Source organism: Butyrivibrio proteoclasticus (genome assembly GCF_900115735.1).
Lineage (GTDB): Bacteria > Bacillota > Clostridia > Lachnospirales > Lachnospiraceae > Butyrivibrio > Butyrivibrio proteoclasticus_B.
Window position 1 is genome coordinate 15831 of record NZ_FOXO01000009.1, and the last position, 26290, is coordinate 42120.

Here is a 26290-nt window from a genome sequence, read left to right on the forward strand (position 1 = left end):
ATGAGTGAAAAAGATATGCGAATGAATGAGCATATCGATTTCCGAATTGCCGATAGCGATTGCGAGAGCGAAGCGAAGTAATCGCATTTTAATCAAGTTAACAATATTTTTTTATTATAGAAAGGCAATAAAATGGATAAGATTTGTGAAGAACTTTACAGAATTGGTATTGTACCAGTAATCGCTATCGACGATGCAAAGGATGCTGAGCCTCTTGCAGAAGCTCTTATAAAGGGAGGACTTCCTGCTGCTGAGGTTACATTCCGTACAGCAGCTGCTGAGGAAGCTATCAGGATCATCTCTCAGAAATTCCCTGAGATGATCGTTGGTGCAGGCACAGTACTTAATGCTGAGCAGGCTGACAGAGCAAAGGCTGCAGGAGCTAAGTTTATTGTAAGCCCTGGATTTAACAGATCAAACATTGAGTACATTCAGTCAATCGGAGTACCTGTTGTTCCCGGAACAGCAACACCTGGCGAAGTTGAGCAGGCTATCGAACTTGGTCTTGATTGTGTTAAGTTCTTCCCTGCTGAGCAGAACGGTGGAATTGCAAAGATCAAAGCTATGGCAGCACCTTACACAAAGATGCACTTCATGCCTACCGGTGGAGTAAATAAGAACAACCTTAACGATTACCTCAGCTTCAACAAAGTATTCTGCTGCGGTGGTAGCTGGATGGTTAAGAAGGACCTCATTTCTGCAGGTAAGTTTGATGAGATCGAAGCTATGACAAGAGAAGCTGTAAATGCTATGCTCGGCTTTAAGCTTAAGCACATCGGAATCAACCAGGATAGCGCTGAGGCTGCTGAGGCTGTTGCAGATAAGTTTGATGCTCTCTTTGGTCTTACAAAGAAAGTTGGCAATTCTTCTGTATTTGCTGGATCAGCTGTAGAAGTTATGAAGTCTAAGGGCCGTGGAACATGTGGACACATTGCTATCGGATGCAATAACATTGACAGAGCAGTATATCATCTCTCTAAGCAGGGTGTTAAATTTGATGAGTCTTCATTCTCATATGATGCAGACAATCATCTTAAAGTTGCTTATCTTGCTGATGATTTCGGTGGATTCGCTGTTCATCTTGGAAAGAATGACTGATTTATCTATTAAAACATTTAACACATATATCTAATCTACACTTTAGTGCAGTAATGAAAGGAATTAATTATTATGTCAAAGAAAGTTGTTACATTTGGTGAGATCATGCTTCGTCTTCAGCCTGATAACTATTTAAGATTCGTTCAGGTTGATCATCTTGAGGCTACATTCGGTGGCGGAGAGGCAAACGTTTCTGTTTCTCTTGCAAACTACGGACTTGATTCAGTTTACGTTACAAAGCTTCCTAAGCACGAAATTGGACAGGCTGCAGTTAACTCACTTAGAAAATATGGCGTAGATACATCTAAGATCACAAGAGGTGGCGACAGAGTAGGTATCTACTACAACGAGAAAGGTGCTTCACAAAGAGGCTCAAAGTGCATCTATGATAGAGCACATTCAGCAATCGCTGAGGCTGTTCCTGCAGACTTCAACTGGGATGAGATCTTCGAAGGTGCTGAGTGGTTCCACTTCACAGGAATTACTCCAGCCGTAAGTGATTCACTTGCTGAGATCACTCTTGAGGCTGCTAAGAAGGCTAAAGAGCATGGACTTACAGTTTCATGTGACCTTAACTACAGAGGAAAGCTTTGGAGCAAGGAAAAAGCCGGAAAGGTTATGGGCGAGATCTGCAAGTATGTTGACGTTTGTATCGCTAACGAAGAGGATGCTGCTGATGTATTCGGAATTGCTGCTTCTTCTACAGACGTTACAACAGGTAAGCTTAACAGAGAAGGTTACATCGAAGTTGCTCAGAAGCTCACAGAAAGATTTGGATTCAAGAAAGTTGCAATCACACTTCGTGAGTCAATTTCAGCTAATGATAACAACTGGAGCGCAATGCTTTACACAGATGGACAGGCTTATTTCTCAAAGAAATATGCTCTTCGTATTGTTGACCGTGTTGGTGGTGGAGATTCATTCGGCGGCGGACTTATCTACAGCTGCGTAAATGAGTTTGATCCTCAGGCAACAATCGAGTTTGCTGTAGCTGCTTCAGCTCTTAAGCACACAATCGAAGGTGACTTCAACCTTGTAACTGTTGACGAAGTTAACAAGCTTGCTGGTGGAGACGGCTCAGGTCGTATCCAGAGATAATCATTGATTATTAAGGCCTACCCGGGAAAAGAAACATCTTTTCCCGGGTAGGTTTTTTTATTTGAAATAAAATTGCAAAAAACATAAAAATTCTATAAATTATCACAAAGTTTTGGACCCTATTTAGTATAATTGGAGCGTAACATTGGCAATAGGTTAAGCAAAAGGGGCATTTTATTGGTTATTTCAGGTTGGATAATTTTAAATTTTTATACAGCGTTACTTTTGATTCTTGTTCTGATTTTTCAAGGCAAGACTATTAATACGAAATCAGCTGAACGATTCGTTCAACTGGTTGTCATGACGTTTATTCTTGTTATTGCTGAAACTATTGGCCATGTTGGTGAATTGTATCCGGAAAGTTATGCGATAGGAATGAAGATAGGGTATTATATTATCTATGCTCTTGATCCTGCTGATTATCTTTTTGCCATACTATACATTAACTGTTGGCTGGATGAATCAAAGGCGAAGTTTCAAAAAGAAGTTACATTGGTTTACAGGATATTTATGGGGCTGAATTTTGTTTTGGTTACAGTTTCGGTACTCTTTAACCTTGACTGGTTCTATTATTTTGATGGCCTGAAATATTTACGAGGACCATTCTTCCTGGTTCGAGGTGCCTTTGTTTTGCTTCTCTGTGTTCTGGTATCTGTGTATGTGCTTATAAACTATAATGCCATTTATACAGGCTATGTTAAGCCGATTTTAGCACTCCCTTTGATCGCCTTGTTTGGAGCTTTCCTGCAGATATTCTTTACAGATATGAATATGACTTATGCCTCAATAACTATAGGTATTCTCATAGTCTTTTTCTATCTGCAGACCAAGAATCTTGATGTTGATTACCTTACAGGTGCACTTAATAGAAGAGGAATTGATATTGCTATGGAGAATAGAATTAAGAATTCTTTATCCACAGGACATCAATTTTCTGCTATAATGATGGATTTGGATAGGTTTAAAGAAATTAACGATACATATGGCCATAATGAGGGTGATTATGCTCTGAAAATTGTTTCAGCTATTCTTTATAAAGTATTTTCTGACGACGCTGCCATTGGGAGGTTTGGTGGAGATGAATTTTGCGTGATAAGTAATATTTCATCTCAGGATGAGTTGGAGGAGAGGATTGAACTGATTGATGATGAGATGGAACTTTGGAATTATAAAAGTGATAAACCATACAAGCTTGAGATAAGTATGGGAAGTATGATATATAATCCGGCCAATTCCATGTCAGTCAAGCAGTTTCAAATAGCAATTGACGAACTAATGTATATTCAAAAAAGGCAACACCATTTGGCTGATAATAGAAGGTGATGGGGAATGAAGTTAAGTAAAACAACAAAACTGGTGATTGTTTTTTTGTCGCTGTTTGTTATTTTGGTGGTGGCTTATTATACGCTTGAAATAGTGGCGAGAAATTATGTCTCTTCTTCATATGATGAGACTGTTAGCCTTACAGGGGCAAGACTTTCAGATGAGTTTTATTCTAGTGTGAGCAGAGCTGCTACGTGGAAAAGTGTAAGCGGCTATTCTTCACAATTTGATTTTGAGATTTACAACACTGGGAAGAGCAATCTTTCTAATTGGGTTGTTAAAATTGAGCTTCCATCTGATGCAACTCTTGAAAACTATTGGGGCGCAGAAGCTGTTTTTGATGCTGAAAGAGAATGCGTTGTTTTAAGACCGACATATTACAATAACGTAATATATTCCGGGGAGAATATTGCATTTGGAATAATAGTTAATTCCAAAGAAGTATTTACTCCAACGGAAATAGGCATTAAGGGATATAAGATTTCATCAGAATTGACTGATATCGGTAAAAAAGTCATTATGATCCTTTTGATGGTATGTTTTATTGTGTTTGTAGGTCTTTTGGTTACAAGAGTTAATGTAAGGAACTACAAAGAAAGACAGCGTAACGATGTAAAAATCATTCTTCAGTCGATGAACACATTCATTAATTTCATTGATGCAAAAGACCCATATACACGAGGCCACTCAAGGCGAGTTGCCATGTATGCAGCGGAGATTGCCAAGAGAATGGGGCTTTCAGAGGATGAAATTCAGAATATTTATTATGCGGGGCTTCTTCATGATGCCGGAAAAATAAGTGTACCGGATGCAGTTTTGAACAAGCCGGGTAAACTTACTGATGAAGAGCGTAAGCTAATACAAAACCATACCGTTGCAGGTGGAAAAATGCTGCTTCAGCTTTCCTCTCTTCGTGGAGTAAGAGAGACGGCTCTTTATCATCATGAGAGATATGATGGAACAGGCTATCCTGATGGATTAAAGGGGGATATAATACCACTTTATGCAAGGATAGTGGGGGTGGCTGATTCATATGATGCCATGTCAAGTAATCGTGTGTACAGAAGGCACTTAAATAAGGATGAGATCATTGAGGAAATCCAAAAGGGATCAGGAACCCAGTTTGATCCATCAATTGTGAAGTATATGGTAGACATGATTAACGACGGATATGTAAACGTTGTTAAGATGGAAACGGCAGAAGCAGATGAAAATCATGAAAGATTTCATCTGACAGAGGATGATATCCCGGGAGTTTATATGGGATTCCAACAGTAACGAAAAAGATTAAAGAAACAGTATAAGTCACTTATCAATGGTAAGCTTGCTAAATAACCTCAGAGATTAAAGGACTCCTGTCAGACCTGTTATGGTACTGGCAGGAATCTTTTTTTTATTTACCATATTGACAATAAAAAGCATATTTCGTAATATTAAATTTGAAATCGGTTTCAGACAGTCCCCAAGACGGAGTTTCTTATGGAAAAAGAAAGGCTGAATACCGCAAAAACCATAACAATCTATGATATTGCAGAGGAGGCAGGAGTGTCTGCGTCCACTGTTTCTCGTGTGCTCAATGGAAGCGCATCTGTCCGCAAGGAAAAGAAAGAACGAATCCAAAAGATAATTGAAAAGTATAATTTTAAGCCCAATGCCTTGGCAAAGGGATTGTCAGACACAGCTACTAAGAATATAGGTATAATAGCTGCTGATGTGCGAAATCCTTATTATTCAGCTCTTTTTGTGGCCTGCGAACTTGCTGCCGAAAAGGCCGGGTACAGCGTAGTTCTCTCTAACAGCCTTGGAGAGAATGAAAGAGAAAGAGCTCAGCTTGATATTATGATGCAGCAGAGGGTTGATGCTATCATACAGATGGGTGGAAGAGTAGATGATCTTATAACGGATGATTCCTATGCTGAGAAGGTGAGAGGAATCTGTGAAAAGACTCCGGTAATCGTCACCGGAAAGCTTGATAAAGCGCCTGTCCACAGCGTGGTCATTGATGAATCAAATGCTATGGATATACTTATGGAGCATCTCTTTGCACTTGGACACGAAAAAATTGCTCTTGTTGGCGGCGAGATGAAAGTTGCGTCAACATATAATAAGTATCAGAAGTATCAGGAAAACTTAAGGAAAAAAGGCATTAAAGAACGAGGAGAGTATGTGGTAAACGGCACATATGATCCGGAATCAGGATATGAATGTACAAGCAAAGTACTGGATCTTGAAGAGAGGCCGACGGCGATTATAGCAATAAACGACTTTGCTGCCAGTGGAGCAGTAAGGGCAATCAAAGAGCATGGACTCAGAATTCCGGAAGATATATCCCTTGTGAGCTTTGATAACACTTATATTGCTGAGCTTACAATTCCAAAGCTTACCAGTATCGATTATGACTATGAAGGATATGGTAGAGTTCTCATTGAAACAGCAGTATCTGCAGCTGAAGGGAAAAATGTTGAAATGATGCAAATGATAACCCCTAAACTTGTGATCAGAGAGAGTTCAGGGAAACTAGAAAATGGTGTATGAATGATATTAGGATTTGTGAAATAATATACAAAAATCATACGTGATTTGGCAATTTGAACAAAAAAGAAGCGGAGTTGACATAATAACTCCGTTTTTTTTGTTGCATATCGCCAAAAATGCAATCGGTTTCAAAAATCGCGTTGAAATAATATGTCAAATGTGTTTAAATAATAATATGAAATCGGTTGCACAAGGTAATAATGCACAATATGGGGACTGTGCCGTGAATAAATGCAACTGAAAGAGTATTAGTAGGAGGATATTATGATAAAAAGAAACAAGACAACTTCTACAGGAGTCAGAAAACGTAGTCTTTTAGAGACACTATGGAGATACAGAGTTCTTGAACTTATGTGTTTACCGGCTGTAGTATTCTTCTTTATGTTCAGCTACATGCCTATGCCTGGTATTTGGGTTGCTTTTGTAAAGTACAACTATAGAAAAGGCATTTTTGGAAGTAAGTTTGTAGGACTTCAGAATTTTGAATTCCTTGCAGAATCAGGAAAGCTCTTTTCCCTGACAAGAAACACAGTTCTTTATAACCTGGCATTTATTATTCTTGGTAACCTGGTAGCGGTTCTCATAGCTATCCTGCTTAATGAGATCAGAGCCAAGATGTTTAAGAAGGTATCGCAGACACTTATGTTTTTACCTTACTTTATTTCCCAGGTTTTGGTAGGTCTTTTAGTTTATTCTCTTTTGAACTACGATACAGGATTTGTTAACGAAATCCTTACTGCACTTGGTAAGGCAAAATGGCAGCCGTATTCAGATCCGACTGTTTGGCCATGGCTCATTGTTCTGATCCACTTGTGGCAGCAGACAGGTTACAACTCAGTTGTTTACTTTGCAGCTATCTGTGGTATTGATGCTGAGATAATCGAGGCTTCAAAGGTTGATGGTGCCAATGCTTTCCAGCGTATCAGATACATTATCCTTCCATCACTTCGTCCTACAATTGTTATTCTTCTCTTGTTTGCACTTGGTGGAATCGTTAGAGGTAACTTCGGACTGTTCTGGAACATTATAGGTTCTAACTCAGTTCTTTATGAGACAACAGATATTATCGAGACTTTCGTTTATAGAGCTACAATGTCAGATTTCAATTTCTCAACTGCTTCAGCGGTTGGTTTCTACCAGTCAATAGTTGGCTTTGTTATCGTTATGCTTGCTAACTTTGCGGTTAAGAAGATAGATCCTGACTACTCTTTATTCTAAAAAAAGGAGAAATTGAAAAATGGCAAAAAGTAAAGATATGGAGTTTGAAGTAGGAAACTCCAAGATTAAACTTGGAAAATCGGATTACGTTGTAAGAGGCCTTGGATATGTACTTGTTACTCTTTATGCAATTGCCTGCGTATTCCCATTCCTCATTATCATCGGAACTTCTTTTACAAGTGAATCATATATTAGAACTCACGGAGTTCAGCTCATTCCAAGAGATTTTACCCTGAAAGCTTATGAGATGGTTATTGGAAGCGGTAATATCTGGAAGTCATATGGCCTTACGATCATGATGACACTTATTGGAACAGTTTGCGGACTTTTGATCATTGCGATGACAGGCTACGCCCTTCAGAGAAAAGACTTCCCGCTTAGAAATGCAATCTCTTTCTATATTTACTTTACAAGTCTTTTCAGTGCAGGACTTGCACCTTACTATCTGCTTATGACACAGACATATAAGCTCCTTGACAGCTACCTTGCAGTTTTGCTTCCACTTATGATGTCGCCATGGCTCATCATTCTTATGAAGAACTTCATCAAGCAGATTCCGCATGAGATCACAGAGTCAGGAAAAATAGATGGTGCAGGAGATATGACAGTATTTGTTTATCTTATCCTTCCTATGATCAAGCCTGCACTTGCAACAATAGGTCTTTTCCTTGCACTTGGTTATTGGAATGAGTGGTATCAGTCATCTCTTTTCCTTACAGCCAAGGTAACAGTTAAGCCTCTTCAGTACACACTTTATGAGATCGTCAATAAGCTTGATGCGCTCCGTAACTCAGTTGCAGGACAGTATGTAACACTTACAGATATTCCTGAGCAGAGCGTAAAGATGGCTAACGCAGTACTTGCAACAGGACCTATCGTACTTCTTTACCCATTCGTCCAGAAATACTTCATCGGTGGCATTACGGTTGGTGCTGTTAAAGGCTGAGCGAAGCGAGAGCTTAAGTTCCTTATTTTAATTCAAATGAAATCTGTTATGCAGATTCAGATACATATTTTCTTATCATCAAGAAGGAGGAAAGAAATGAAGAAAAAGTTATTAGCAACATTACTTAGCGTAAGCATGGTAATGGGAATTGCTGCTTGTGGCTCATCTACGGCAGAGAGCACAACAACTGGTAGTGACACAACTGCTGCACAGACAGAGTCAACAACAAGCACAGAGAGCACAGATTCATCTGCAAGCGCAGACGCTGCTGCAATCGACACATCTGAACACGTTGTAATCAATTATATGACAACTGGTGATCCGCCAGAGGCAGGAAGTGAGAAGGAAGCTAACCTTAACGAGATGCTTGATAAGCTCAATGCTATCCTTACAGAAAAGGTTAATGCAGAACTTCAGATTTACTATATTCCTTGGACAGATTACCTTTCAAACTACAACCTTACACTTGCTCGTATGGATGGAAGTGTAGACCTTGTAGGTACAGCATCTGACTGGCTTGATGCTTGGCCAAATGCTAAGAATGGTGCTTTCCTTGAGCTCTCAGAGGATATGCTTAAGACATATGCACCTCAGACATGGGCAAGCGTTCCTGCAGATCACTGGGATCTTTGCAAATACAATGGTGAGATCTATCTTATCCCTGAAGACAATTATGCACAGTGGACAAACCACGGCTGGATCTATCGTCTTGACTGGGCTAAGGAAGCTGGACTTGCAAATGGCGTTCATAGCTGGGAAGATATGACAACATATGTTAAGTGGTGCAAAGAGAACAAGACAGATCTTAAGTATGTTTGGGATTCAGACGGAACACAGTATTCACAGATGGCTAACGGTTGGATCGCATCTCATACAAACTTCGTACCAATTGATGGTATCTGCTCAGGTGCTCTTTGGGGCGGTACAAAGGATGACCTTTATACAATTACTGTTCCTGCTATGACAGAGACAGAGTCACTTGTTGAGTATGCTAAGCTCATGAAGGAATGGGCTGAAGCAGGTATATGGCCAACAGACGTACTTAACAACACATCAGGAAGTAACCGTGATGAGTTCCGTGTAGGCGATGTTGCTGTAGAACAGCACCACACACAGACATGGACAGATCTTTGCTCAGCTACTCCTGCAAACACAATTTTCCAGGATGATCCGGAAGCTGAAGTAGGATTCTTCTATTGGGGCGAAGAGACTCAGAACGTTGTAGCTCTTTCAATTACACACGGTGCTATGGCTGTTTCTGCAGGAAGTGCAAACCCAGAGCGTGCTCTTATGGTTTATGACCTTCTTAGAAACGATCCTGAGTGCTACAAGCTCTTCTGCTATGGTATTGAAGGAAAGTCATGGGAACTTGATTCTAACGGACTTCGTACAACACCAGCTTCATACAACTCTGAGACAGAGAACATTAACGGTATGACAAACTACTGGTGGGGCAGAAACGACGACCTTGAGATCAAGGACGCTACAAGAAACTGGGATGCTATTGATAAGCTCTATGCTGAATATGACAAGATCAAGATTGACTATCCATATGGTCAGTTCGTTCCTGAAGTAGACAGCATCCAGGGTAAGATTGATAACTGTAACGAGCAGTATACAAACTACATGAAGCAGATTTCCTTCGGCCTTTACAACGGAAGTGCTGAGGATATCGTAGCTGAGATGCAGGCAGCTCTTAAGACAGCAGGTGTTGATGACGTTACAGCAGAGCTTCAGGCTCAGTTCGATGCTCTTTACAAGTAATAACTTGTTAAGCTAAGAACATCCTATAAGCAATTTACAAGGGAATACTGTTAATTAGACAGTATTCCCTTTTTGCTTTAAATAAATGCTTTTTATGATATAATAAACGCTCTGCTTTCATTGGTTTTGTTTTTATATATTTATATTTTAGATAAAGATGTGGATATATAAGGATAAAAACAAGCTTTATAGGAGATTATATTATGGGAAAATTTGAGATCAAAGATACGTTTATTCTTAACGGAGAACCATTTAAGGTTATATCCGGTTCTTTTCACTATTTCAGAACTGTTCCTGAATATTGGAGAGACAGACTTGAAAAATTAAAGGCTCTTGGCTGCAATACAGTTGAAACATATATTCCATGGAACCTCACAGAACCTAAAAAAGGCCAGTTCAATTTTGAAGGCTTCTGTGATGTAGAAAAATTTATCCAGACTGCCACAGAGCTTGGGCTTTATATTATAATAAGACCTTCACCATATATCTGCGCAGAGTGGGAATTTGGCGGTCTTCCGGCTTGGCTGTTAAAAGACAGAAATATGCGCCTTAGAGTAAGCTACAAGCCATTCCTCGATGCTGTAGAAGATTATTATAAAGTTCTTTTACCAAAGATCACTAAGTACCAGATTGATAATGGCGGAAATATTATTCTCATGCAGATTGAGAATGAATATGGATATTATGCAAATGATCATGAGTACATGAAGTTCATGTCTGATCTTATGAAAAAATATGGCGTTACAGTGCCACTTATCACATCTGACGGACCATACCATGAGAGTTACCGCGGTGGCTATGCTGAGGGAGCTCACCCCACAGGCAACTTCGGCTCCAAGACAGAAGAGAGGTTTGATGTTATAAAAGACTATGCGAATGGCGGACCACTTATGTGCGCCGAGTTCTGGGTTGGCTGGTTTGATCACTGGGGCAATGGCGGCCATATGAAGGGGAACCTTGTTCAGAGTACAGAGGACCTCGATAAGATGCTTGAGCTTGGAAATGTCAGCATCTATATGTTTGAGGGCGGCACAAACTTTGGATTCATGAATGGCTCTAATTATTACAACGAACTCACACCTGATGTTACTAGCTATGATTATGACGGAATCCTTACAGAGGATGGTCAGATCACAGAGAAATACAGAAAGTACAAAGAAGTTATTTCAAAGTACGTTGATGTTCCTGAAGTTGAGTTTTCTATGGATATTAAGAGAAAAGCTTACGGAACGCTTGAGTGTAAGGAAAAGGTAAGTCTTTTCTCTGTAGTTGATGATCTTAGCACACCTGTACATCTTCCATACACTGTAAATATGGAGGAACTTGACCAGAGCTACGGTTACATCCTTTACAGATCAAGACTTCACTCAGAAGCAGGAATTGCCAAGCTTAAATTGTGGGAAACAGCAGACAGGGCCAATGTTTTTGTGGATGAGAATCCTCTTATCACGCTCTATGACCACGAACTTGATGAAGAACATAGCATTCCTATGGAGAAGTTCCTTGCATGCAGTCAGCCTGCACAGATGCTTGCCGGTAAATTCATGATGGAGAGAGGTTTGACTCCTGAAACAGCAGCTGCTGCAATTGGAGAAGCAGGTCTTTCTACCGGAACTCTTACAGGACTTAATGAGAAATTCGATGTCCTTGTTGAGAATATGGGACGAGTAAACTTCGGACCTCGTATGGAGACTCAGCGCAAGGGCATAGGCAGATGTGTTCAGATCAACGGACATATCCACAATGATTGGGATATTTACACACTACCTCTTGATAATATTGAAAAAATCGATTTTAATAAGGAATACAAAGAAGGAACACCGGCTTTTTACAGATTTACTTTTGACGTAAAAGATAAAGCTGATACATTTTTAGACTTTGAAGGATGGGGAAAAGGTGTTATATTCTTAAATGGATTTAATCTTGGAAGGTTCTGGGAGATTGGACCGCAGAAGAGATTATATATCCCTGCACCACTGCTTAAAGACGGCGAAAACGAGATCATTGTCTTTGAGACAGATGGCAAGCATACAGATACTATAGAATTAAAGGATGAGCCTCTCCTTTAATATTCCAGCGAGGAATTATGGATACTAAACTATTAACTCTAACAAATAATTGGAAATTTCACTACGGGGAGTGTGAAGATGCGTGGTATAAAGGATACGATGACAGTAGCTGGGAGGACGTAACTGTTCCTCACGATTTTTCTGTAACTTCACCATTTTCCAAGGATTATTCAAGTGGAACAGGATATCTTCGTGGTGGAATAGCCTGGTATAGGATAAGTATTCGTATTCCTGAGGAATACAGAGGTAAAAAGATTACTCTTATATTCGATGGCATATATAAAAATAGTTACGTATGGGTCAACAGTTACTTTATGGGCAAAAGACCATATGGATACTCTGAGATTGCTTATGATATTTCAGGGCAGGCAAGCTTTGGTGAGGAATTGACCCAGATCAGCGTCAAGGTTGTCCATACGGATATCGCTGATTCCAGATGGTTTACAGGAAGCGGTATAACACGTAAGGTTACCCTGATGGTATCAGAGCAGGTAGCTCCTGTTGTTAACGGTGTTTTCTTTAAGTGTGACAGCGTTGAAAAGGATGGAAAGAAAGCAATAGCCAAAGTTTCTGTAAGAAACGAGATATACTGTGGAGTACCCGGTATTGGTAAGAAAAAGAAGACCAAGATCATTTCACAAAGCACTCTTCTTGATAATGATGGAAAGATAGCTCTTGTAATGCAGGGAGAGCTTTCTGCGTCAGAAGGAAAAACTGAGGTGCTAGATTTATCCGGCTCTTTTAAAAGTCCGAAACTCTGGGCACCAGATTCACCATATCTTTATACCCTGGAGACAAGGCTTTCGGTTGACGGAAAAAGCTATCTGGTAGATACCAGAAAAGTGGGAATAAGAACATTTTCTTTTGATCCCAATAAGGGATTTGCGCTTAATGGAAAAAGTATGAAATTCAAAGGCGTCTGTGTTCATCATGACGGCGGATGTCTCGGAGCTGCCATGAAAAAAGAAGTCTGGAGAAGACGTCTTGAACTCCTTAAGAAGTCGGGGTGTAATGCTATCAGGTGCAGTCACAATCCTCATATGCCTGAGCTGTATGATCTGTGTGATGAGATTGGTTTTATGATGATGGACGAGGCCTTTGATGAGTGGGAAAATCCCAAGAATAAATGGTCTACAGGTCATAATGTTTATCCGCCAAAGCATCAGGGGTATTATGAAGATTTCCCAATGTGGCATGAGATTGACCTTCGCACCATGATAAGGAGAGATCGTAATCACCCTTCTGTAATACTTTACAGTATTGGCAATGAGATTGATTATCCAAATGATCCATATTGCCATCCGATGTTCTCGGAGATGACCGGAAACAATGATAACAACAAACCGGCAGCAGAGCGACAGTACGATGTAAATAAGCCTAACATGGAGAGGCTTGCTGTGATTGCCAAGGAGCTGGTGGCCATTGTTAAAGGCGAGGATTCTACGAGGCCGGTGACTGTTGCAGCAGCATTTCCTGAGCTTTCAACCAGAATTGGATTTATTGATGAACTTGATGTGGTTGGATATAACTACAAAGAACATTTATATGAACAGGATCATAAGAGATTTCCTAAAAAGACATTCCTTGGTAGTGAAAATGGACACAGCCATGAAGCCTGGAAGGTAGTTAAGGATAACGATTATGTTTGTGGTCAGTTCCTTTGGACAGGAATAGACTATTTGGGCGAGGCGCAAGGATGGCCGGTTAGAGGTTCATCTGCCGGATTTATCACTACAGCAGGTTTTGCCAAGGAAGAGTTTTTTGAAAGAAGTAAGCTTTGGGGAGGCGTTGGCCTTACACAAAAGAAATCTGATGAAGTTACAGTAGAACTATGGAAGCCTGAACTTTGCTGCGATATGAACCTTAAGTCAGAGTTTATTGAGAACCATAAAGAGATTGGCTATATTTATCAGGTTATAGTGAAGGTTCCTGAAAATCTTCCTGAGAAAGATATTCTTGTACAGGTTACAGGAGCAGGAGAGCTTGCTGGAATCGACAACGGCGATCTTTCAGATCTTACACCATATACAGCCAATTACAGAAAGACTGTGGATGGAAAGCTTGTAATATATATAAAGAGAATGGCTACAGGAAAGATAAATGTAGCAGTTAGAGAAGTAATCGCTGAAAAGTCCAATGTTCTTGCAAAGATAAATATTTGATAATAGAAGGCGTGTGAAAAAATAATTTTTTCACACGCCTAATTTTTGTTGTGTCTTACCTCTGTCTTAATAATCTACCTTCATCATGCAAAGTCCCTGAGGTGGTGCAGTGGGACCGGCTTTTTGACGATCGCAGGCTTCAAGGATCTCTTTTACGGAGTCAACAGGGATATTGCCGTAGCCAACTTCTAAAAGAGTTCCTGTTAGGATACGTACCATGTTCTGGAGAAAGCCGTTTCCGTGGAAATATATGCGGATGTAATTGCCACTTTCTTCGATGTTTATGGTGTCTACACAGCGAACGGTAGATTTTTTCATTTTCTTATTGCCGCAAAAACTCTTGTAATCATGTGTACCGATGAGATACTGAGCTGCTGCGCGCATTTTGCTGACGTCAGGCTTTTGGTTTAAGACAGTCACATACTTCCTGTCAAAAACAGGCTTTGATATGCCATACCATACGGTGTATCGGTAAGTTTTTCCGAGGGCGTTGTATCTGGCATGGAATCTGTCAGAGCAGATTCTTACTTCGTTGACGCTTATATCCTCGGGAAGATATGTGTTCATATAGACCTGGATTTCTTCTTCAGTCATGTCAGTATCGAGAATAGCATTGGCTACAGTAGCTCTTGCATGGACTCCGGCATCGGTCCTTCCTGCGCCTATTACGCTAACAGGAGAATCAGCAGGTGCGTTTGTCATCTTGGATAATACAGTTTCGAGCTTCCCCTGTATAGTCATTTCTTTACCAGGCTGTTTTTCCCAACCATAGAATCGTGTTCCATCATAACTTATGATAAATTTGTAGTTTCTTTTCATAAAAAACCTCGTAAAATAGTGGTGGACAATAGCAAAAACTAATGCTATTATAGCATACGTTGCACTAAAAAATGTCAGTTCGAGACCTTCCTGACACAAAACAAAACTAAAGGAGAAAATTTATGCGTAACACAAAGGTATTATTTATCACTCAGGCTGCAGTAGTAGCAGCACTTTATGTCGTTTTGACATTACTTGCAAATGCTCTTGGACTTGCTAATCAGGCTGTTCAGGTGCGTTTCTCAGAGGCACTTACGATTTTGCCTTATTTTACACCGGCAGCAATCCCTGGTCTTTTCCTTGGATGCATTCTTAGTAACACTCTTACAGGATGCATGTTCCTGGATACAGTATTTGGATCACTTGCGACATTGATTGGTGCTATTCTCACATATTTGATTTCCAAAAAGGTTAAGAACCCTGTTGCTAAGTGGCTTTGTCCTATTCCACCAATTGTTGCTAATATGATCATTGTACCACAGGTTCTTATGCACGTTTATGAAGCTCCTGGAACACTTCTTTTCTTTACCCTTACAGTTGGTGCCGGAGAAATAATTTCTTGCTATGTTTTGGGAATGATTCTTCTCTTTGTTCTTGAACCAAGAAAAAATGCAATCTTTGGTCAAAATAATGTAGTTGCATAATTGGTTTGAAAGATATTGCTTACTACGCTATAATCTATATTTGGAACAGGAAATTTCTGTTAAAAAAACATATAATGTGAGGTTGTTATGTCATCAATAATCCAGAATAATCAGGTTTTTAATAATGAGATACCATTTTGCAGAGTTTATAGCATAGAGAGCAAAAAACAGCTTGAAGAAAGATTTCTTGCCCACAGGATTTCTTATTTCATTGAGTGGCAGGATAAATCATTTTTACAGAGGCTTTTCGATAGAAACGGTAGCAAGATTGTCTGCACTTTTAAGATAAACAGAGGGGAGATAGCTCGTGCTAAGGCTCTTGCCCAGGGAATAGAAGGAATTAAATTCAAGGACTATGGCGAGGAGAAAAACACTGAACGTATCCGCAAGAGAAGCGATTCAGTTGCTAAAGAGGGCGATGGCCTTGAAATGCCTGAACTGAAGTTTGAGACCAGTCAGGATGATTATGAAGAGTGAGATAGTTGAAAAGGGGATTGAGTAATCCCCTTTTCTTTTGCTTAAAAAGTAGGAGAGATTATGGCTGAGAAGAAATATAGTGGAAGTAATAAAAAATCATTACTGGGAAAAGAGGCTGCAAATAGAAAAAAGCCCGCTTTCAAGAAAAATAATGAGTTCAGAGAAAAATCATCGGCAAAAGGAAAAAGTCTTAATAAAAAAACTGATACCAGACGAAATGATACAGCGCAGGCTGCAAGTCGTTGCCCGTATTTTAAGAAGTGCGGTGCCTGTCAGATGATCGACACTCCATATGATAAGCAGCTGAGACAGAAACATGCTCATGTTAAGGAACTTCTTGAGCCATATACTAAAGTTGCTTCTTTTGTTGGAATGGAAGAACCTGAGCATTACAGATGCAAGGTTCATGCTGTTTTTACTCATGACAAAAAGGGTAATCCACTTTCAGGAATATATAGAGAGGGAACTCATGAGGTAGTGCCTATTGATTCATGTCTTTTGGAAGATCAGAAGGCAGACGCTATCATAGCAACTATCCGTGGAATGCTTAAATCTTTTAAGATCAAGACATACGATGAGGATAACGGATTTGGACTTCTTCGACATGTGCTTATAAGAATTGGTAAGAATACCGGTGAGATCATGGTTGTTCTGGTTACGGTTTCTCCTATTTTTCCTTCCAAGAATAACTTTGTAAAAGCTCTCATAAAGGCTCATCCTGAGATTACAACAATTGTTCTTAATGTAAATGATAAGCAGACCAGCATGATCCTTGGTGATAAGGAAAAGCCAATGTATGGTCCTGGATTTATCTATGATATCTGCTGTGGAATGAAGTTTAAGATAAGTCCTAAGTCTTTTTACCAGGTAAACCCTGTTCAGCAGGAAGTTTTATATAAAACAGCAATTGAAATGGCTGAACTTAAAGGTGATGAGGTGGCACTTGACTGTTACTGCGGTGTTGGAACAATTGGAATAATTGCAAGCCCTCATGTTAAAGAAGTTATTGGTGTTGAGCTCAACAAAGATGCTGTCAAGGATGCTAACCTTAATGCCAAGATAAACAATATAGATAATATTACTTTTTATAACAATGATGCCACTGTATTTATGCAGCAGATGGCAGCATCAGGAGATAAGGTTGATGTAGTGTTTATGGATCCTCCAAGAGCAGGCTCTACGCCGGAATTCATTGAATCACTTAAAATCCTTTCACCTGAGAAGGTTGTGTATATTTCCTGCAGCCCTGACTCTCTTGCCAGGGATCTGGGAATACTTAAGAAAAATGGATTTAAGGCTGAAAAGGCCATTCCAGTGGACATGTTCCCTTTTACAAGGTCGATAGAGACGGTTATGCTTTTGTCCCAACAAAATCCTGATGACAGGATTAGGGTAAAAGTGGACTTGGACGAACTGGATGAAACTAGTGCTGAAGCTAAAGCCACATATAAGAAGATAACAGAATGGGTGCAGGAGAAGTACGGTTTTCATGTAACGAATTTAAATATTGCTCAAGTTAAGCGTAAGAATGGTATTATAGAGCGCGACAACTATAATAAGCCTAAATCTGATGATAGTAGGCAACCAGAGACTACGCCAGAAAAAGAGAGAGCTATCACAGAAGCTTTAAAGCATTTTAAGATGATTTAAGCATTTTAAGATGATTTAAGAAAAACTAGGATTTCTGAAAATATATTGACATGTGTTTTTCGAAAGTGTATATTGAGTTCATTATTTAGTGAGGAAACGAAAATGAATATTTTATTACTTAACAGCTTAAGACGCAGACAGAGAAGACATAAGTTCTTGTGATCATTGCAGATTCACCGCATGGTTGCAAGAACGTATGTCTTGCTTTCGTGCGGTTGCTGTTAATAAGATATTTTAAGCAGAACCGTAAAGGATTTAGCAGATAATCTAAATCTATTGCGGTTCTTTTTTTATTCAAAACTCAGAAAGGAATGCAGAAATGAAGGAAAATGTTAGCAAAGTTATTTCAGAAGTAGTAGGGGGTATGGAGCGGGAGCAAATCAAAGAATTATTGGAGACACCACCGGATAGCTCAATGGGAGATATGGCATTGCCATGCTTTGCATTTGCGAAGGTCATGCATAAGAATCCGGCATCTATAGCCCTGGAAATCAAAGAAAAACTAGAGGACTATAAGGATGACCTGTGTATAGACCGGATTGATGCTGTTGGAGGATATTGCAATCTTTTCTTTGACCGCGCAGAGTATGTCAAGAAAGTGTTAACTTCTTTGCAACAGGATAATCATGGTGTAATGAAAACAGGAGAGGGGAAAACGGTCTGCATAGATTACTCATCACCCAATATTGCCAAGAACTTTCATGTGGGGCATCTTCGTACAACAGTCATAGGCAATTCCCTATATAAAATATACGATAAGCTAGGCTATAAAGTAGTGCGCATCAATCATCTTGGGGATTGGGGAACTCAGTTTGGTAAGCTGATTGTTGCATATAAAAAATGGAGCAGCAAAGAAGCTGTCGAAGAAAAGGGAATCCAGGAGCTCCTGGATATCTATGTTAAATTCAACAGCGAAAAAGAGGCGTATCCAGAGCTTATGGATGAAGCCCGCGGATGGTTCGCAAAAATGGAAGCTGGAGATAAAGAAGCTCTTTCAATTTGGAAATGGTTTAAAAAGATTAGCATGATAGAGTTTGAGCGTGTCTATAAAATGCTTGGTATAGATTTTGATTCATATACAGGCGAAAGCTTCTATCGAGAAAAAGTGCCGGCTCTTAGTAAGCTTCTTACAGAAAAAGGACTGCTTGTAGAAAGTCAGGGAGCCAATGTGATTGATCTTTCGGAATATGACATGCCACCATGCATGATAACAAAGAAAGATGGGAGTTCAATATACCACTCCCGCGATATAGCTGCTGTATTATACCGCAAGGAAAAATATGATTTTGATAAATGCTTGTATGTGACAGGACTTGAGCAGTCACTCCACTTCAAACAGGTTTTTAAAGCCATCGAGCTCATGGGATATGATTATTATAAAAATCTTATACATGTTCCTTATGGACTTGTAAGCCTTGAAGGAGAGAAGCTTTCTACACGTACAGGAAACATTATTTATGCTGAAGACATCTTAAATGAAGCTATTAACCGGGCAAAAGAGCTGATCAATGAAAAAAATCCTACACTTGAAGATAAGGATAATGTATCTAAGAAAGTTGGCATAGGAGCAGTTATTTTCCATGATCTTTTCAATCAGCGAATAAAGAATATTGATTTTTCCTGGGATGATGTACTTAGTTTTGAAGGTACCACTGGACCCTATGTTCAATATACATATGCCCGAGCTGGAAGCATACTTCGCAAATATGGAAAGAAAATAACTGACAGTAACATAGAATACAAGGCTCTTACAGATGATTCTACATATGAACTTATTAAAGCAATTAGCGGTTATGAAAAGGCAATAGAAGCTGCTGCGACACGATATGAGCCATCAGTTATGGCGCGTTTTCTCATTTCTTTGTGTACTACATTTAATAAGTTTTATCAGGAATGCAAAATCCTAAAGGAAGAAAATGAAAATGTTAAAACAGCGCGACTGTACTTGGTGGGACTGGCAAAAGATATTATTGTTGAGGGATGTGATCTATTGGGGATACAATGTCCTGAAGAAATGTAATACGAGGAGAGTGGTGATGAAAAAAAGAATGATAGAACTAATCAAGGCAGACAAGTCTACAGATAATTACACAGGAGCTGTTTTTGATGAGTTTGGACTAAGCGTAGATAAACATTATGATGTGTTAGTTGTAGCTCCAGGCTGGACTCCTGCAAAGATTATGAATGATTACGATGTAGAAATAACATGTACTGCAGAACATTCTTATATTTCTGGATATGAAGTGGTGGGGGATGATTACCTGTTGGGCTGGATACAAATCAGCTCTGGAGCAAGCAGCTTGATAGATACAGTATCGTTATGTGCAGTACTTGATTTTGATAAGATGGTTTTTTGGGGCGGTTGGCGCTTTAGTGCCGGAGATACCGTTAGGATCTTTATGTACACCATTATGGTGTATTTCAGGTAATCTTGCAAATGGTTATCTCTTAAAGGATTTGAGAGAATATATACCATATGGAAAAGTGTTTCCAAATGATAATGAGTTTGTGAAAAAAGTAGTAAAACTAGCCGGTAAGCTTGGATATGACCTGAAGCAGGAACCGGTCTTTTGCACTGATTCAATATTTTGTGAATATTCACATATGGATTTCATTAAAAGTTTTGACGTTAGCCTCATTGAAATGGAGACAAGCTCATTTTATTTAATGGCTGATTTGATGGAAAAACCAGCAGTAGCATTATTGGCTGTTTCAGATAATTCATCCACAGGGGATCCGTTGCTTGCGAGAAGTGAAGAACAGAAAAATGAATATAACCAGTGTCGCAAGCAGGTTATCCCAAACATTATCATACAAATAGCAAAAATGTGATAAAGTATGTCAGTTCCTATTCAAGGTATTGTTATCACAGATTGAAAAAATATCTATTTCTTTTTTCCGCGTCCCTTTGAAGGCTGCTTTATCATGGGATTTCGTGAGCCCTTGCTAATCAGGCGGGTAAGCTCACGAGTCTCTTCAGGGGTTAGCTTCGAGAAGTTTATATCAAGCTTCTTGCTCCAAGCTATGGACTTATCTATGATGCGAAATGTATTGGCAATTGCAGAGGTTTTCATAATGTATGCAAATCGGAGTTTAGCCCGGTCATCGGCAAAACACCATTTGACTGATATGGGAGAAATACCTGTTCATGGTGCTCGTCCTGATACATGCGGAGCAGTGCGAGCAAAGTGAGCAGACTTTTTGAAATATTGATTAGAAAAATACGGAGGGAAATAATGATTAGTATGATGAGACAACAGCAGGGAGATTTTAATCGCTGTTGTGATTTTATAGCAAGAATGATTGAGAAATATGGATACAGTATAGAACGTGGAACCGTGAAGAAAGTAGCATTGATATATGAGTGGATTAATACGTCCGGGGACAAGCAGGATTATATACTTAATCTTGAGTATTCACGTATTGCGTGATAATATATTATTGACGCTTGGCGTGAAAGGAGCAGAGATATGGCAGATTATATTTTAAATGATGATAAAGATGCAAAAGATATTTTAATTGAACTAAGGGAAAGTACCAGCATGAATAGGCATCAGTTCTGTGAGTACTTTGAAATTCCATATATGACGGTAAGTGACTGGGAGCATGGCAAGAAGCGTGTTCCTAAGTACTTTCTGCGCTTGCTAGAGTATTATGTGCGGATGGAGCAGATGGGACAAGAGAAGAAAGAAGATTAAAGTGGTCGAATTCGACTACTTTAAGGGTGCTAATTTTGTGATTTTGAAAAAGGAGTGTATGAACAATGGATAAAAAAACTATCATGACTATGAAAAAGAACTTTGATGATATTATGCATACAACGGAAGATGGTAGTGTTGAATTTTGGTATGCCAGGGAATTGATGGAGTGTTTGGGGTATGCAACATGGAGACGTTTTAAGGAAGCTATTGAAAGAGCGAAGGAATCTTGTGAAAGTGCTGGAATAGAAGTGTCGGATCATTTTGCCGGCGCCGGCAAAATGATAGATTTACCCAAAGGTGCTAAAAGAGAAGTTGATGATATTATGCTTACTAGATATGCTTGCTATCTCATAGCCCAGAATGGTGATCCTAGAAAAGAGGAGATTGCCTTTGCACAAAGTTATTTTGCCGTTCAGACAAGAAAGCAGGAATTGATAGAAGAAAGAATTGCGTATATTGAAAGGACTGAGGCAAGAGGAAAACTTCGTGAATCGGAGAAAAGATTATCACAAAATATCTATGAGCGCGGTGTAGATGATGCTGGTTTTGGTCGCATTAGATCAAGAGGTGACCAGGCTTTATTTGGTGGAAAATCTACGCAGGATATGAAGAAGAAATTAGGAGTTAGTGATAAAAGACCTTTAGCTGATTTTTTACCAACGCTGACAATTGCAGCAAAGAATCTTGCAACAGAAATGACAAATTACAATGTTGAAGAAAAAGATTTACAGGGGGAAGGGGCAATTACTACTGAGCATGTACAGAATAATTTGTCTGTGCGCGAAATGCTTGGAACGAGAGGTATAAAACCAGAGGAATTACCGCCTTCGGAAGATATTAAAAAATTGGAGCGAAGGGTAAAATCCCAAGAAAAGAAGTTGGCAAAGGAATCTGGGAAATTACCACAGGATGGGGGGTGATTATTTGAAAAAGCAACGATGTTCTAAAACATATACAATTCAGATTCCCAGTATATTACAATGGTATTGTGATAGATGATATTAGTTGGGAAAGCGGAAGTACACTTGAGACGGTTGTCTTGCTTTCCAAGGATGAGATACCAGGTAAAAGGTAAAACAGCACCAATTAAGAGTGATATTGGAAAAAACTTCTCTTACGCTAGGACTTCGAATGATGATGTTTTCTGGTTTTGAAGCTGGGCATTCTTGTCATAAGCGTATGCTGACTGCTTTAGCATGTAAGCTGTGTTAGATGACTTAATTGCATTTATTCTGCTATAGAGGGTTGATACCTGCTGTTCTAATGCAGCAGCGGCAGCCTGAGATGATAGATTATTAACCCTGGAAAGCTCATTGACTTTCGTGCTTAATGACTGGAGCCGCATCTGATATGTACTTATTCCTTGAATACTTGAAGACATAATAAAATCCTTTCCTTGCGATACTACAAGGAAAGGATACTAGTCTAAACTTAATTAAACTTAAAAAAATAATTAATTCTCCAATGTTCCATATAAATGTCCATCAAATTCTTTGAAGTATGTCTCTTCAATTTTTCGCATGAATATCGTGATATCGTTATCTCCAAAATAAAGCTCCATTCGGATGGAACCAACGCTTTCGCCGATCAGATGGAAACGTATATATAGCACGTTTTCACGAAGGAAAACGGCTCCGGCGGTGTATGGATTGTCATACTTTGGGAATATGCCTTCTTCCATGTGTTCAAGACCAAAGCTTAGCTTAAAAGCACCGGATTTAAGGGTAGAGTCATTTGTGAAAAATGTGATGGTGCTCTGCTTATTACCCGGGCAAATATCTAACTGAATTTTAGTAAAGCCTTGTTTATTTGGCAAAAGTGCGTAGGTCTGATGCAGATCAGATGTTAATTTTTTTGTGCTGTACTTTGTATAGGAGTGATTTATAGCAAGTTTTGGTGGTGCAATAGCGAGGGTATCTGCATAGCTTACAAGTTTTTGGTAGTCCTCTGCAGTATTTGCTCCATCAATTCCCGGTAAAAGAAACTGATAGATGCCATCATAAATAATCTGATTACCACCCTGAATACCCTGTGTATCAGCAGTTGTGGTTATCAAAAGATTTTTATCAGGAATACTTATTCCAAGCTGACCGCCCATTCCGTAGAGTACGTAGCCGCCTTTTTCGTTCTGCCAGATCTGCATGCCATAGCCCTGGGATTCACCTGAGATTGGAGCTGTCATAACGGTATCGCTGATATTGGAGGTTGCAAGCTCTATAAGGTCAGATGGCAAAAGAGTTCTTGTGACTCCATCATTACATTCTATAGTTCCCTTTTTATCGATAAGATACAGAATTTTCATAAAGTCCATAGGAGTTGCCACAAGACCACTTCCACCCATAGAGACACCAAAAGGATCTTTTACCATGTATGAATCCTTACTAAAATCCATGTAGTTAAATACGTTTTCTTTCAGATAATCCAGCATTGGCATCTGAGTAAGCTTTTCGACAAGTGCGCATAAAACGTGGGCTGCAGAAGTATCATAGTGGAAAACTGTTCCCGGCTTATGAGTAGGCTCCACTGTAAAAAAGCTCTCTACCCAGTCTGATTTCATGTCCACCTTATAGGTAGTTGAAGCATGACAGGTTCTCATTTCAAGCATATTTCTTATAGTTGTATCTTTTATCCACCTGTGAGTGGAGCTGTTTACGTATTCCGGGAAATAATCGGTTATTGAGTTGTCTATACCGATCAGACCCTTATCGATCAAAAGAAATATGGCAAGGGCAGTTATTGTCTTACTTATGGAAAACATGCGATGAAGTGTATCTGCCTTATATGGCGCGTAATATTTTTCAAATATAAGATTGTCATTTCGCATGATCAGTAGTGAATGCATGGGAATCTCTTTACCATTTAGAAACTCAAGAAGATCTTTTATTGATGAAGATGAAATGCTGACATCTTCGGGATATGCTCTGTTAAATGAAAACATGGAATTCTCCTATGATGTATGATTATTATTTTGAATATTTACATATTAACACATACATGAAAAAGAGTATTAAGTAACATACTGATATTCTATAAAGTGGATTTGAGAGTATACATTTTAGAAAACGAGTGACAAAAAAGCATAGATTCTGATACAAAAAAGTTGACATACTACGACAGACGTTGTATATTTACTATGACAGACATACTACGACTGACATAGCATGACTGACGTAGTACGACTATCGTATAGAATCTGAGTAAGGAGAAGGTAGATGAAATGGTAGAGATCAGTAGTGATGTCATCAGAGGGTACAATGACACGATTATTCTTTTTACTCTGCTGGATGAACCTTCCTACGGATATGAGATATCAAAACGAATAAGGGCTCTTTCAAATGATAAATATATTATAAAAGAGACCACGTTGTACTCTGCTTTTACCAGAATGGAGAAAAACGGTTACATTGAATCCTATATTCAGAACGCTGAAAATGGTAAGAAGCGCACTTATTACAGAATCACAGAAAACGGAAAAAAGTATTATAAGGAAAAATGTGAGGAATGGAATCTCACAAAGGAAGTTGTAGAATTATTTGTTAAGAAAACAGATTAGTATATGGGGAGAAAAGTATGGACACAATAAAAAAATATCTTGAAAGTATGTTTGAGCATCTTCCAAAGACTCTTGAGGTCATGAGGGCCAAGGACGAGCTTTATTCAATGATGGAAGATAAGTACAATGAGCTCATAAGTGAGGGTAAAAAAGAGAATGAGGCTATCGGAATCGTTATTTCCGAGTTTGGAAATCTTGATGAACTCGCTGAGGGATTGGGGCTTAGTAAGGTTCTTGATGATCTTGTTTCATCTGACAGGAGATATGTTTCAAGGCAGGAAGCAGATGATTATGTTGATGCAGTTGTATCCAGAAGATTTATGCTTTCGCTTGGCATATTACTATGCATTCTGTCACCTGCAGGACCGATTCTTTTGGATTCAATAGCAACAGCTACCGGTTTGAACTTATTTACCGGAATAGGAGTAGCATTCCTGTTTCTTTGTGCTGCAGTAGGAGTTGGATTCATTGTTTTTTCAAATTATATAACCAAAAGCTGGAGCTTTTTAAATAAACAGCCTTGTTATATCGATGATGAGACTATTGATTATCTGAAAAGTGAAAAAGAGGAATGTCAGACTGGAAATGGAATGTTATTGGCAGTTGGAATCATGTTATGTATTGTGAGTGTGATACCGGTTATTGTTCTTGATGCTGCATTAAATGTTCCAATCATTTCAGATGGAGTTGGACCATCTATGATGTTTACTCTTGCAGCAGTAGGTGTGTTCCTTATAGTATTTTCAAGTGGCAGAAACAAGGCTTATAAAAAGCTTCTTTCACTTAATAAAAAGGTATTTGCCCGGGAGATTCTGCAGCAATTTGCCGATGCACCTGATAATGGCCCTGAGAAAAGCGTAAAAATAGAACGGGTTACAGGAGAAGTTGTTGAAAGTGATTATAAGGATGCATCATATAGTTCTTATGATAAGCCGGAACAATCATCTGATTCCACTGAGAAAAAGGTGAAGAATTTCATCAAAGTCATGGTTAAAGATTATTGGAAATCAGTCCTTTGTATATATATCATTTGGAGCTTCTTTACTTTCAGCTGGGGATCATCATGGGTCATCTGGCCACTTGCAGCAATTCTTAGAAAGCCGATTGAACAGTACTTTTTGGGAGGTAAACACTAATTCGGAAAAAGAAAAAATATTGCATTTAATCGGTAGACAGATTATCCTTTAGAAGTAATGCCAAAACTTATATACAAAGAGCAGCTTCTATCATGGG

24 protein-coding genes are annotated in these 26290 nt (G+C 39.1%); 21 read left to right on the forward strand and 3 right to left on the reverse strand.

What is annotated here, in order from left to right:
- The first annotated feature begins 132 nt into the window (after window positions 1-132).
- From BM146_RS07115 to BM146_RS07160, 10 genes are all read left to right on the forward strand, one after another.
- Entirely contained in the window at window positions 133-1098 is a 966-nt protein-coding gene (locus BM146_RS07115; RefSeq protein WP_074886501.1) for a bifunctional 4-hydroxy-2-oxoglutarate aldolase/2-dehydro-3-deoxy-phosphogluconate aldolase, read from the forward strand.
- Window positions 1099-1170: 72 nt separating this feature from the next.
- Window positions 1171-2196 carry a sugar kinase gene (locus BM146_RS07120; protein WP_074886503.1) on the forward strand — a complete coding sequence of 342 codons (1026 nt, stop codon included), beginning with the start codon at window positions 1171-1173 and terminating at the stop codon, window positions 2194-2196.
- A 300-nt stretch (window positions 2197-2496) separates the two neighbouring features.
- Window positions 2497-3519, forward strand: coding sequence for a GGDEF domain-containing protein (locus BM146_RS07125; RefSeq protein ID WP_143087446.1), 1023 nt, complete (start codon window positions 2497-2499; stop codon window positions 3517-3519).
- Between the two features lie 6 nt (window positions 3520-3525).
- On the forward strand, window positions 3526-4797 hold the full coding sequence (locus BM146_RS07130) for an HD domain-containing phosphohydrolase (protein WP_074886509.1): 1272 nt from the start codon (window positions 3526-3528) through the stop codon (window positions 4795-4797).
- 201 nt (window positions 4798-4998) lie between these two features.
- Entirely contained in the window at window positions 4999-6054 is a 1056-nt protein-coding gene (locus tag BM146_RS07135; protein ID WP_074886512.1) for a LacI family DNA-binding transcriptional regulator, read from the forward strand.
- A 264-nt stretch (window positions 6055-6318) separates the two neighbouring features.
- Window positions 6319-7272, forward strand: coding sequence for an ABC transporter permease (locus tag BM146_RS07140; protein ID WP_074886514.1), 954 nt, complete (start codon window positions 6319-6321; stop codon window positions 7270-7272).
- A gap of 19 nt (window positions 7273-7291) precedes the next feature.
- Window positions 7292-8218, forward strand: a complete 927-nt coding sequence (locus BM146_RS07145) for a carbohydrate ABC transporter permease (protein WP_083413439.1) — start codon at window positions 7292-7294, stop codon at window positions 8216-8218.
- Between the two features lie 96 nt (window positions 8219-8314).
- Window positions 8315-9982 carry an ABC transporter substrate-binding protein gene (locus BM146_RS07150; protein WP_083413440.1) on the forward strand — a complete coding sequence of 556 codons (1668 nt, stop codon included), beginning with the start codon at window positions 8315-8317 and terminating at the stop codon, window positions 9980-9982.
- Between the two features lie 203 nt (window positions 9983-10185).
- Window positions 10186-12051, forward strand: coding sequence for a glycoside hydrolase family 35 protein (locus BM146_RS07155; RefSeq protein ID WP_074886520.1), 1866 nt, complete (start codon window positions 10186-10188; stop codon window positions 12049-12051).
- A 17-nt stretch (window positions 12052-12068) separates the two neighbouring features.
- Window positions 12069-14213, forward strand: a complete 2145-nt coding sequence (locus tag BM146_RS07160; RefSeq protein ID WP_074886523.1) for a glycoside hydrolase family 2 — start codon at window positions 12069-12071, stop codon at window positions 14211-14213.
- A 66-nt stretch (window positions 14214-14279) separates the two neighbouring features.
- On the opposite strand, the gene truA is transcribed toward BM146_RS07160, so the two are convergent.
- Entirely contained in the window at window positions 14280-15032 is a 753-nt protein-coding gene (gene truA, locus BM146_RS07165) for a tRNA pseudouridine(38-40) synthase TruA (protein WP_074886527.1), read from the reverse strand.
- A gap of 122 nt (window positions 15033-15154) precedes the next feature.
- Here truA and BM146_RS07170 point away from each other — a divergent pair, with 122 nt between their 5' ends.
- The 9 genes from BM146_RS07170 to dinD all read left to right on the forward strand — a co-directional run bounded on the left by BM146_RS07170 (window position 15155) and on the right by dinD (window position 22424).
- Window positions 15155-15676 (forward strand): QueT transporter family protein, encoded by a 522-nt coding sequence (locus tag BM146_RS07170; RefSeq protein ID WP_074886529.1) that lies wholly within the window; start codon window positions 15155-15157, stop codon window positions 15674-15676.
- Between the two features lie 87 nt (window positions 15677-15763).
- Window positions 15764-16153 (forward strand): hypothetical protein, encoded by a 390-nt coding sequence (locus BM146_RS07175; protein WP_074886532.1) that lies wholly within the window; start codon window positions 15764-15766, stop codon window positions 16151-16153.
- A 60-nt stretch (window positions 16154-16213) separates the two neighbouring features.
- Complete coding sequence (rlmD, locus tag BM146_RS07180) at window positions 16214-17803, forward strand: 23S rRNA (uracil(1939)-C(5))-methyltransferase RlmD (protein ID WP_083413441.1); 1590 nt, start codon at window positions 16214-16216, stop codon at window positions 17801-17803.
- Between the two features lie 319 nt (window positions 17804-18122).
- Window positions 18123-19823, forward strand: a complete 1701-nt coding sequence (gene argS, locus BM146_RS07185; RefSeq protein ID WP_074886535.1) for an arginine--tRNA ligase — start codon at window positions 18123-18125, stop codon at window positions 19821-19823.
- Window positions 19824-19839: 16 nt separating this feature from the next.
- Window positions 19840-20232, forward strand: coding sequence for a hypothetical protein (locus BM146_RS19430; protein WP_074886538.1), 393 nt, complete (start codon window positions 19840-19842; stop codon window positions 20230-20232).
- Complete coding sequence (locus tag BM146_RS07195; protein ID WP_074886541.1) at window positions 20177-20635, forward strand: phosphorylase family protein; 459 nt, start codon at window positions 20177-20179, stop codon at window positions 20633-20635. The genes BM146_RS19430 and BM146_RS07195 overlap by 56 nt, the downstream gene beginning before the upstream one ends.
- A gap of 413 nt (window positions 20636-21048) precedes the next feature.
- The gene (locus BM146_RS07205) at window positions 21049-21234 is read left to right on the forward strand and encodes a hypothetical protein (RefSeq protein WP_207649906.1); all 186 of its coding nucleotides are present in this window, start codon (window positions 21049-21051) and stop codon (window positions 21232-21234) included.
- Window positions 21235-21273: 39 nt separating this feature from the next.
- The gene (locus BM146_RS07210) at window positions 21274-21501 is read left to right on the forward strand and encodes a helix-turn-helix domain-containing protein (protein ID WP_074886550.1); all 228 of its coding nucleotides are present in this window, start codon (window positions 21274-21276) and stop codon (window positions 21499-21501) included.
- A 65-nt stretch (window positions 21502-21566) separates the two neighbouring features.
- On the forward strand, window positions 21567-22424 hold the full coding sequence (gene dinD, locus BM146_RS07215; protein WP_074886553.1) for a DNA damage-inducible protein D: 858 nt from the start codon (window positions 21567-21569) through the stop codon (window positions 22422-22424).
- A gap of 194 nt (window positions 22425-22618) precedes the next feature.
- On the opposite strand, the gene BM146_RS07220 is transcribed toward dinD, so the two are convergent.
- Window positions 22619-22885, reverse strand: a complete 267-nt coding sequence (locus tag BM146_RS07220; RefSeq protein ID WP_083413443.1) for a hypothetical protein — start codon at window positions 22883-22885, stop codon at window positions 22619-22621.
- Between the two features lie 72 nt (window positions 22886-22957).
- The gene (locus BM146_RS07225) at window positions 22958-24442 is read right to left on the reverse strand and encodes a serine hydrolase domain-containing protein (protein ID WP_074886559.1); all 1485 of its coding nucleotides are present in this window, start codon (window positions 24440-24442) and stop codon (window positions 22958-22960) included.
- Between the two features lie 279 nt (window positions 24443-24721).
- Here BM146_RS07225 and BM146_RS07230 point away from each other — a divergent pair, with 279 nt between their 5' ends.
- Both BM146_RS07230 and BM146_RS07235 read left to right on the forward strand, forming a co-directional pair.
- Window positions 24722-25057 (forward strand): PadR family transcriptional regulator, encoded by a 336-nt coding sequence (locus BM146_RS07230; RefSeq protein WP_074886562.1) that lies wholly within the window; start codon window positions 24722-24724, stop codon window positions 25055-25057.
- A gap of 17 nt (window positions 25058-25074) precedes the next feature.
- Window positions 25075-26193, forward strand: coding sequence for a permease prefix domain 1-containing protein (locus BM146_RS07235; protein ID WP_074886565.1), 1119 nt, complete (start codon window positions 25075-25077; stop codon window positions 26191-26193).
- Window positions 26194-26290 lie beyond the last annotated feature (97 nt).

Excerpts from the sequence above, each read along its gene's own strand:
- BM146_RS07115 (WP_074886501.1), top strand. The coding sequence starts at position 133 with ATGGATAAGATTTGTGAAGAACTTTACAGAATTGGTATTGTACCAGTA.
- BM146_RS07120 (WP_074886503.1), top strand. The coding sequence starts at position 1,171 with ATGTCAAAGAAAGTTGTTACATTTGGTGAGATCATGCTTCGTCTTCAG.
- BM146_RS07125 (WP_143087446.1), top strand. The coding sequence starts at position 2,497 with ATGACGTTTATTCTTGTTATTGCTGAAACTATTGGCCATGTTGGTGAA.
- BM146_RS07130 (WP_074886509.1), top strand. The coding sequence starts at position 3,526 with ATGAAGTTAAGTAAAACAACAAAACTGGTGATTGTTTTTTTGTCGCTG.
- BM146_RS07135 (WP_074886512.1), top strand. The coding sequence starts at position 4,999 with ATGGAAAAAGAAAGGCTGAATACCGCAAAAACCATAACAATCTATGAT.
- BM146_RS07140 (WP_074886514.1), top strand. The coding sequence starts at position 6,319 with ATGATAAAAAGAAACAAGACAACTTCTACAGGAGTCAGAAAACGTAGT.
- BM146_RS07145 (WP_083413439.1), top strand. The coding sequence starts at position 7,292 with ATGGCAAAAAGTAAAGATATGGAGTTTGAAGTAGGAAACTCCAAGATT.
- BM146_RS07150 (WP_083413440.1), top strand. The coding sequence starts at position 8,315 with ATGAAGAAAAAGTTATTAGCAACATTACTTAGCGTAAGCATGGTAATG.
- BM146_RS07155 (WP_074886520.1), top strand. The coding sequence starts at position 10,186 with ATGGGAAAATTTGAGATCAAAGATACGTTTATTCTTAACGGAGAACCA.
- BM146_RS07160 (WP_074886523.1), top strand. The coding sequence starts at position 12,069 with ATGGATACTAAACTATTAACTCTAACAAATAATTGGAAATTTCACTAC.
- truA (WP_074886527.1), bottom strand. The coding sequence starts at position 15,032 with ATGAAAAGAAACTACAAATTTATCATAAGTTATGATGGAACACGATTC.
- BM146_RS07170 (WP_074886529.1), top strand. The coding sequence starts at position 15,155 with ATGCGTAACACAAAGGTATTATTTATCACTCAGGCTGCAGTAGTAGCA.
- BM146_RS07175 (WP_074886532.1), top strand. The coding sequence starts at position 15,764 with ATGTCATCAATAATCCAGAATAATCAGGTTTTTAATAATGAGATACCA.
- rlmD (WP_083413441.1), top strand. The coding sequence starts at position 16,214 with ATGGCTGAGAAGAAATATAGTGGAAGTAATAAAAAATCATTACTGGGA.
- argS (WP_074886535.1), top strand. The coding sequence starts at position 18,123 with ATGAAGGAAAATGTTAGCAAAGTTATTTCAGAAGTAGTAGGGGGTATG.
- BM146_RS19430 (WP_074886538.1), top strand. The coding sequence starts at position 19,840 with ATGAAAAAAAGAATGATAGAACTAATCAAGGCAGACAAGTCTACAGAT.
- BM146_RS07205 (WP_207649906.1), top strand. The coding sequence starts at position 21,049 with ATGATGAGACAACAGCAGGGAGATTTTAATCGCTGTTGTGATTTTATA.
- BM146_RS07210 (WP_074886550.1), top strand. The coding sequence starts at position 21,274 with ATGGCAGATTATATTTTAAATGATGATAAAGATGCAAAAGATATTTTA.
- dinD (WP_074886553.1), top strand. The coding sequence starts at position 21,567 with ATGGATAAAAAAACTATCATGACTATGAAAAAGAACTTTGATGATATT.
- BM146_RS07220 (WP_083413443.1), bottom strand. The coding sequence starts at position 22,885 with ATGTCTTCAAGTATTCAAGGAATAAGTACATATCAGATGCGGCTCCAG.
- BM146_RS07225 (WP_074886559.1), bottom strand. The coding sequence starts at position 24,442 with ATGTTTTCATTTAACAGAGCATATCCCGAAGATGTCAGCATTTCATCT.
- BM146_RS07230 (WP_074886562.1), top strand. The coding sequence starts at position 24,722 with ATGGTAGAGATCAGTAGTGATGTCATCAGAGGGTACAATGACACGATT.
- BM146_RS07235 (WP_074886565.1), top strand. The coding sequence starts at position 25,075 with ATGGACACAATAAAAAAATATCTTGAAAGTATGTTTGAGCATCTTCCA.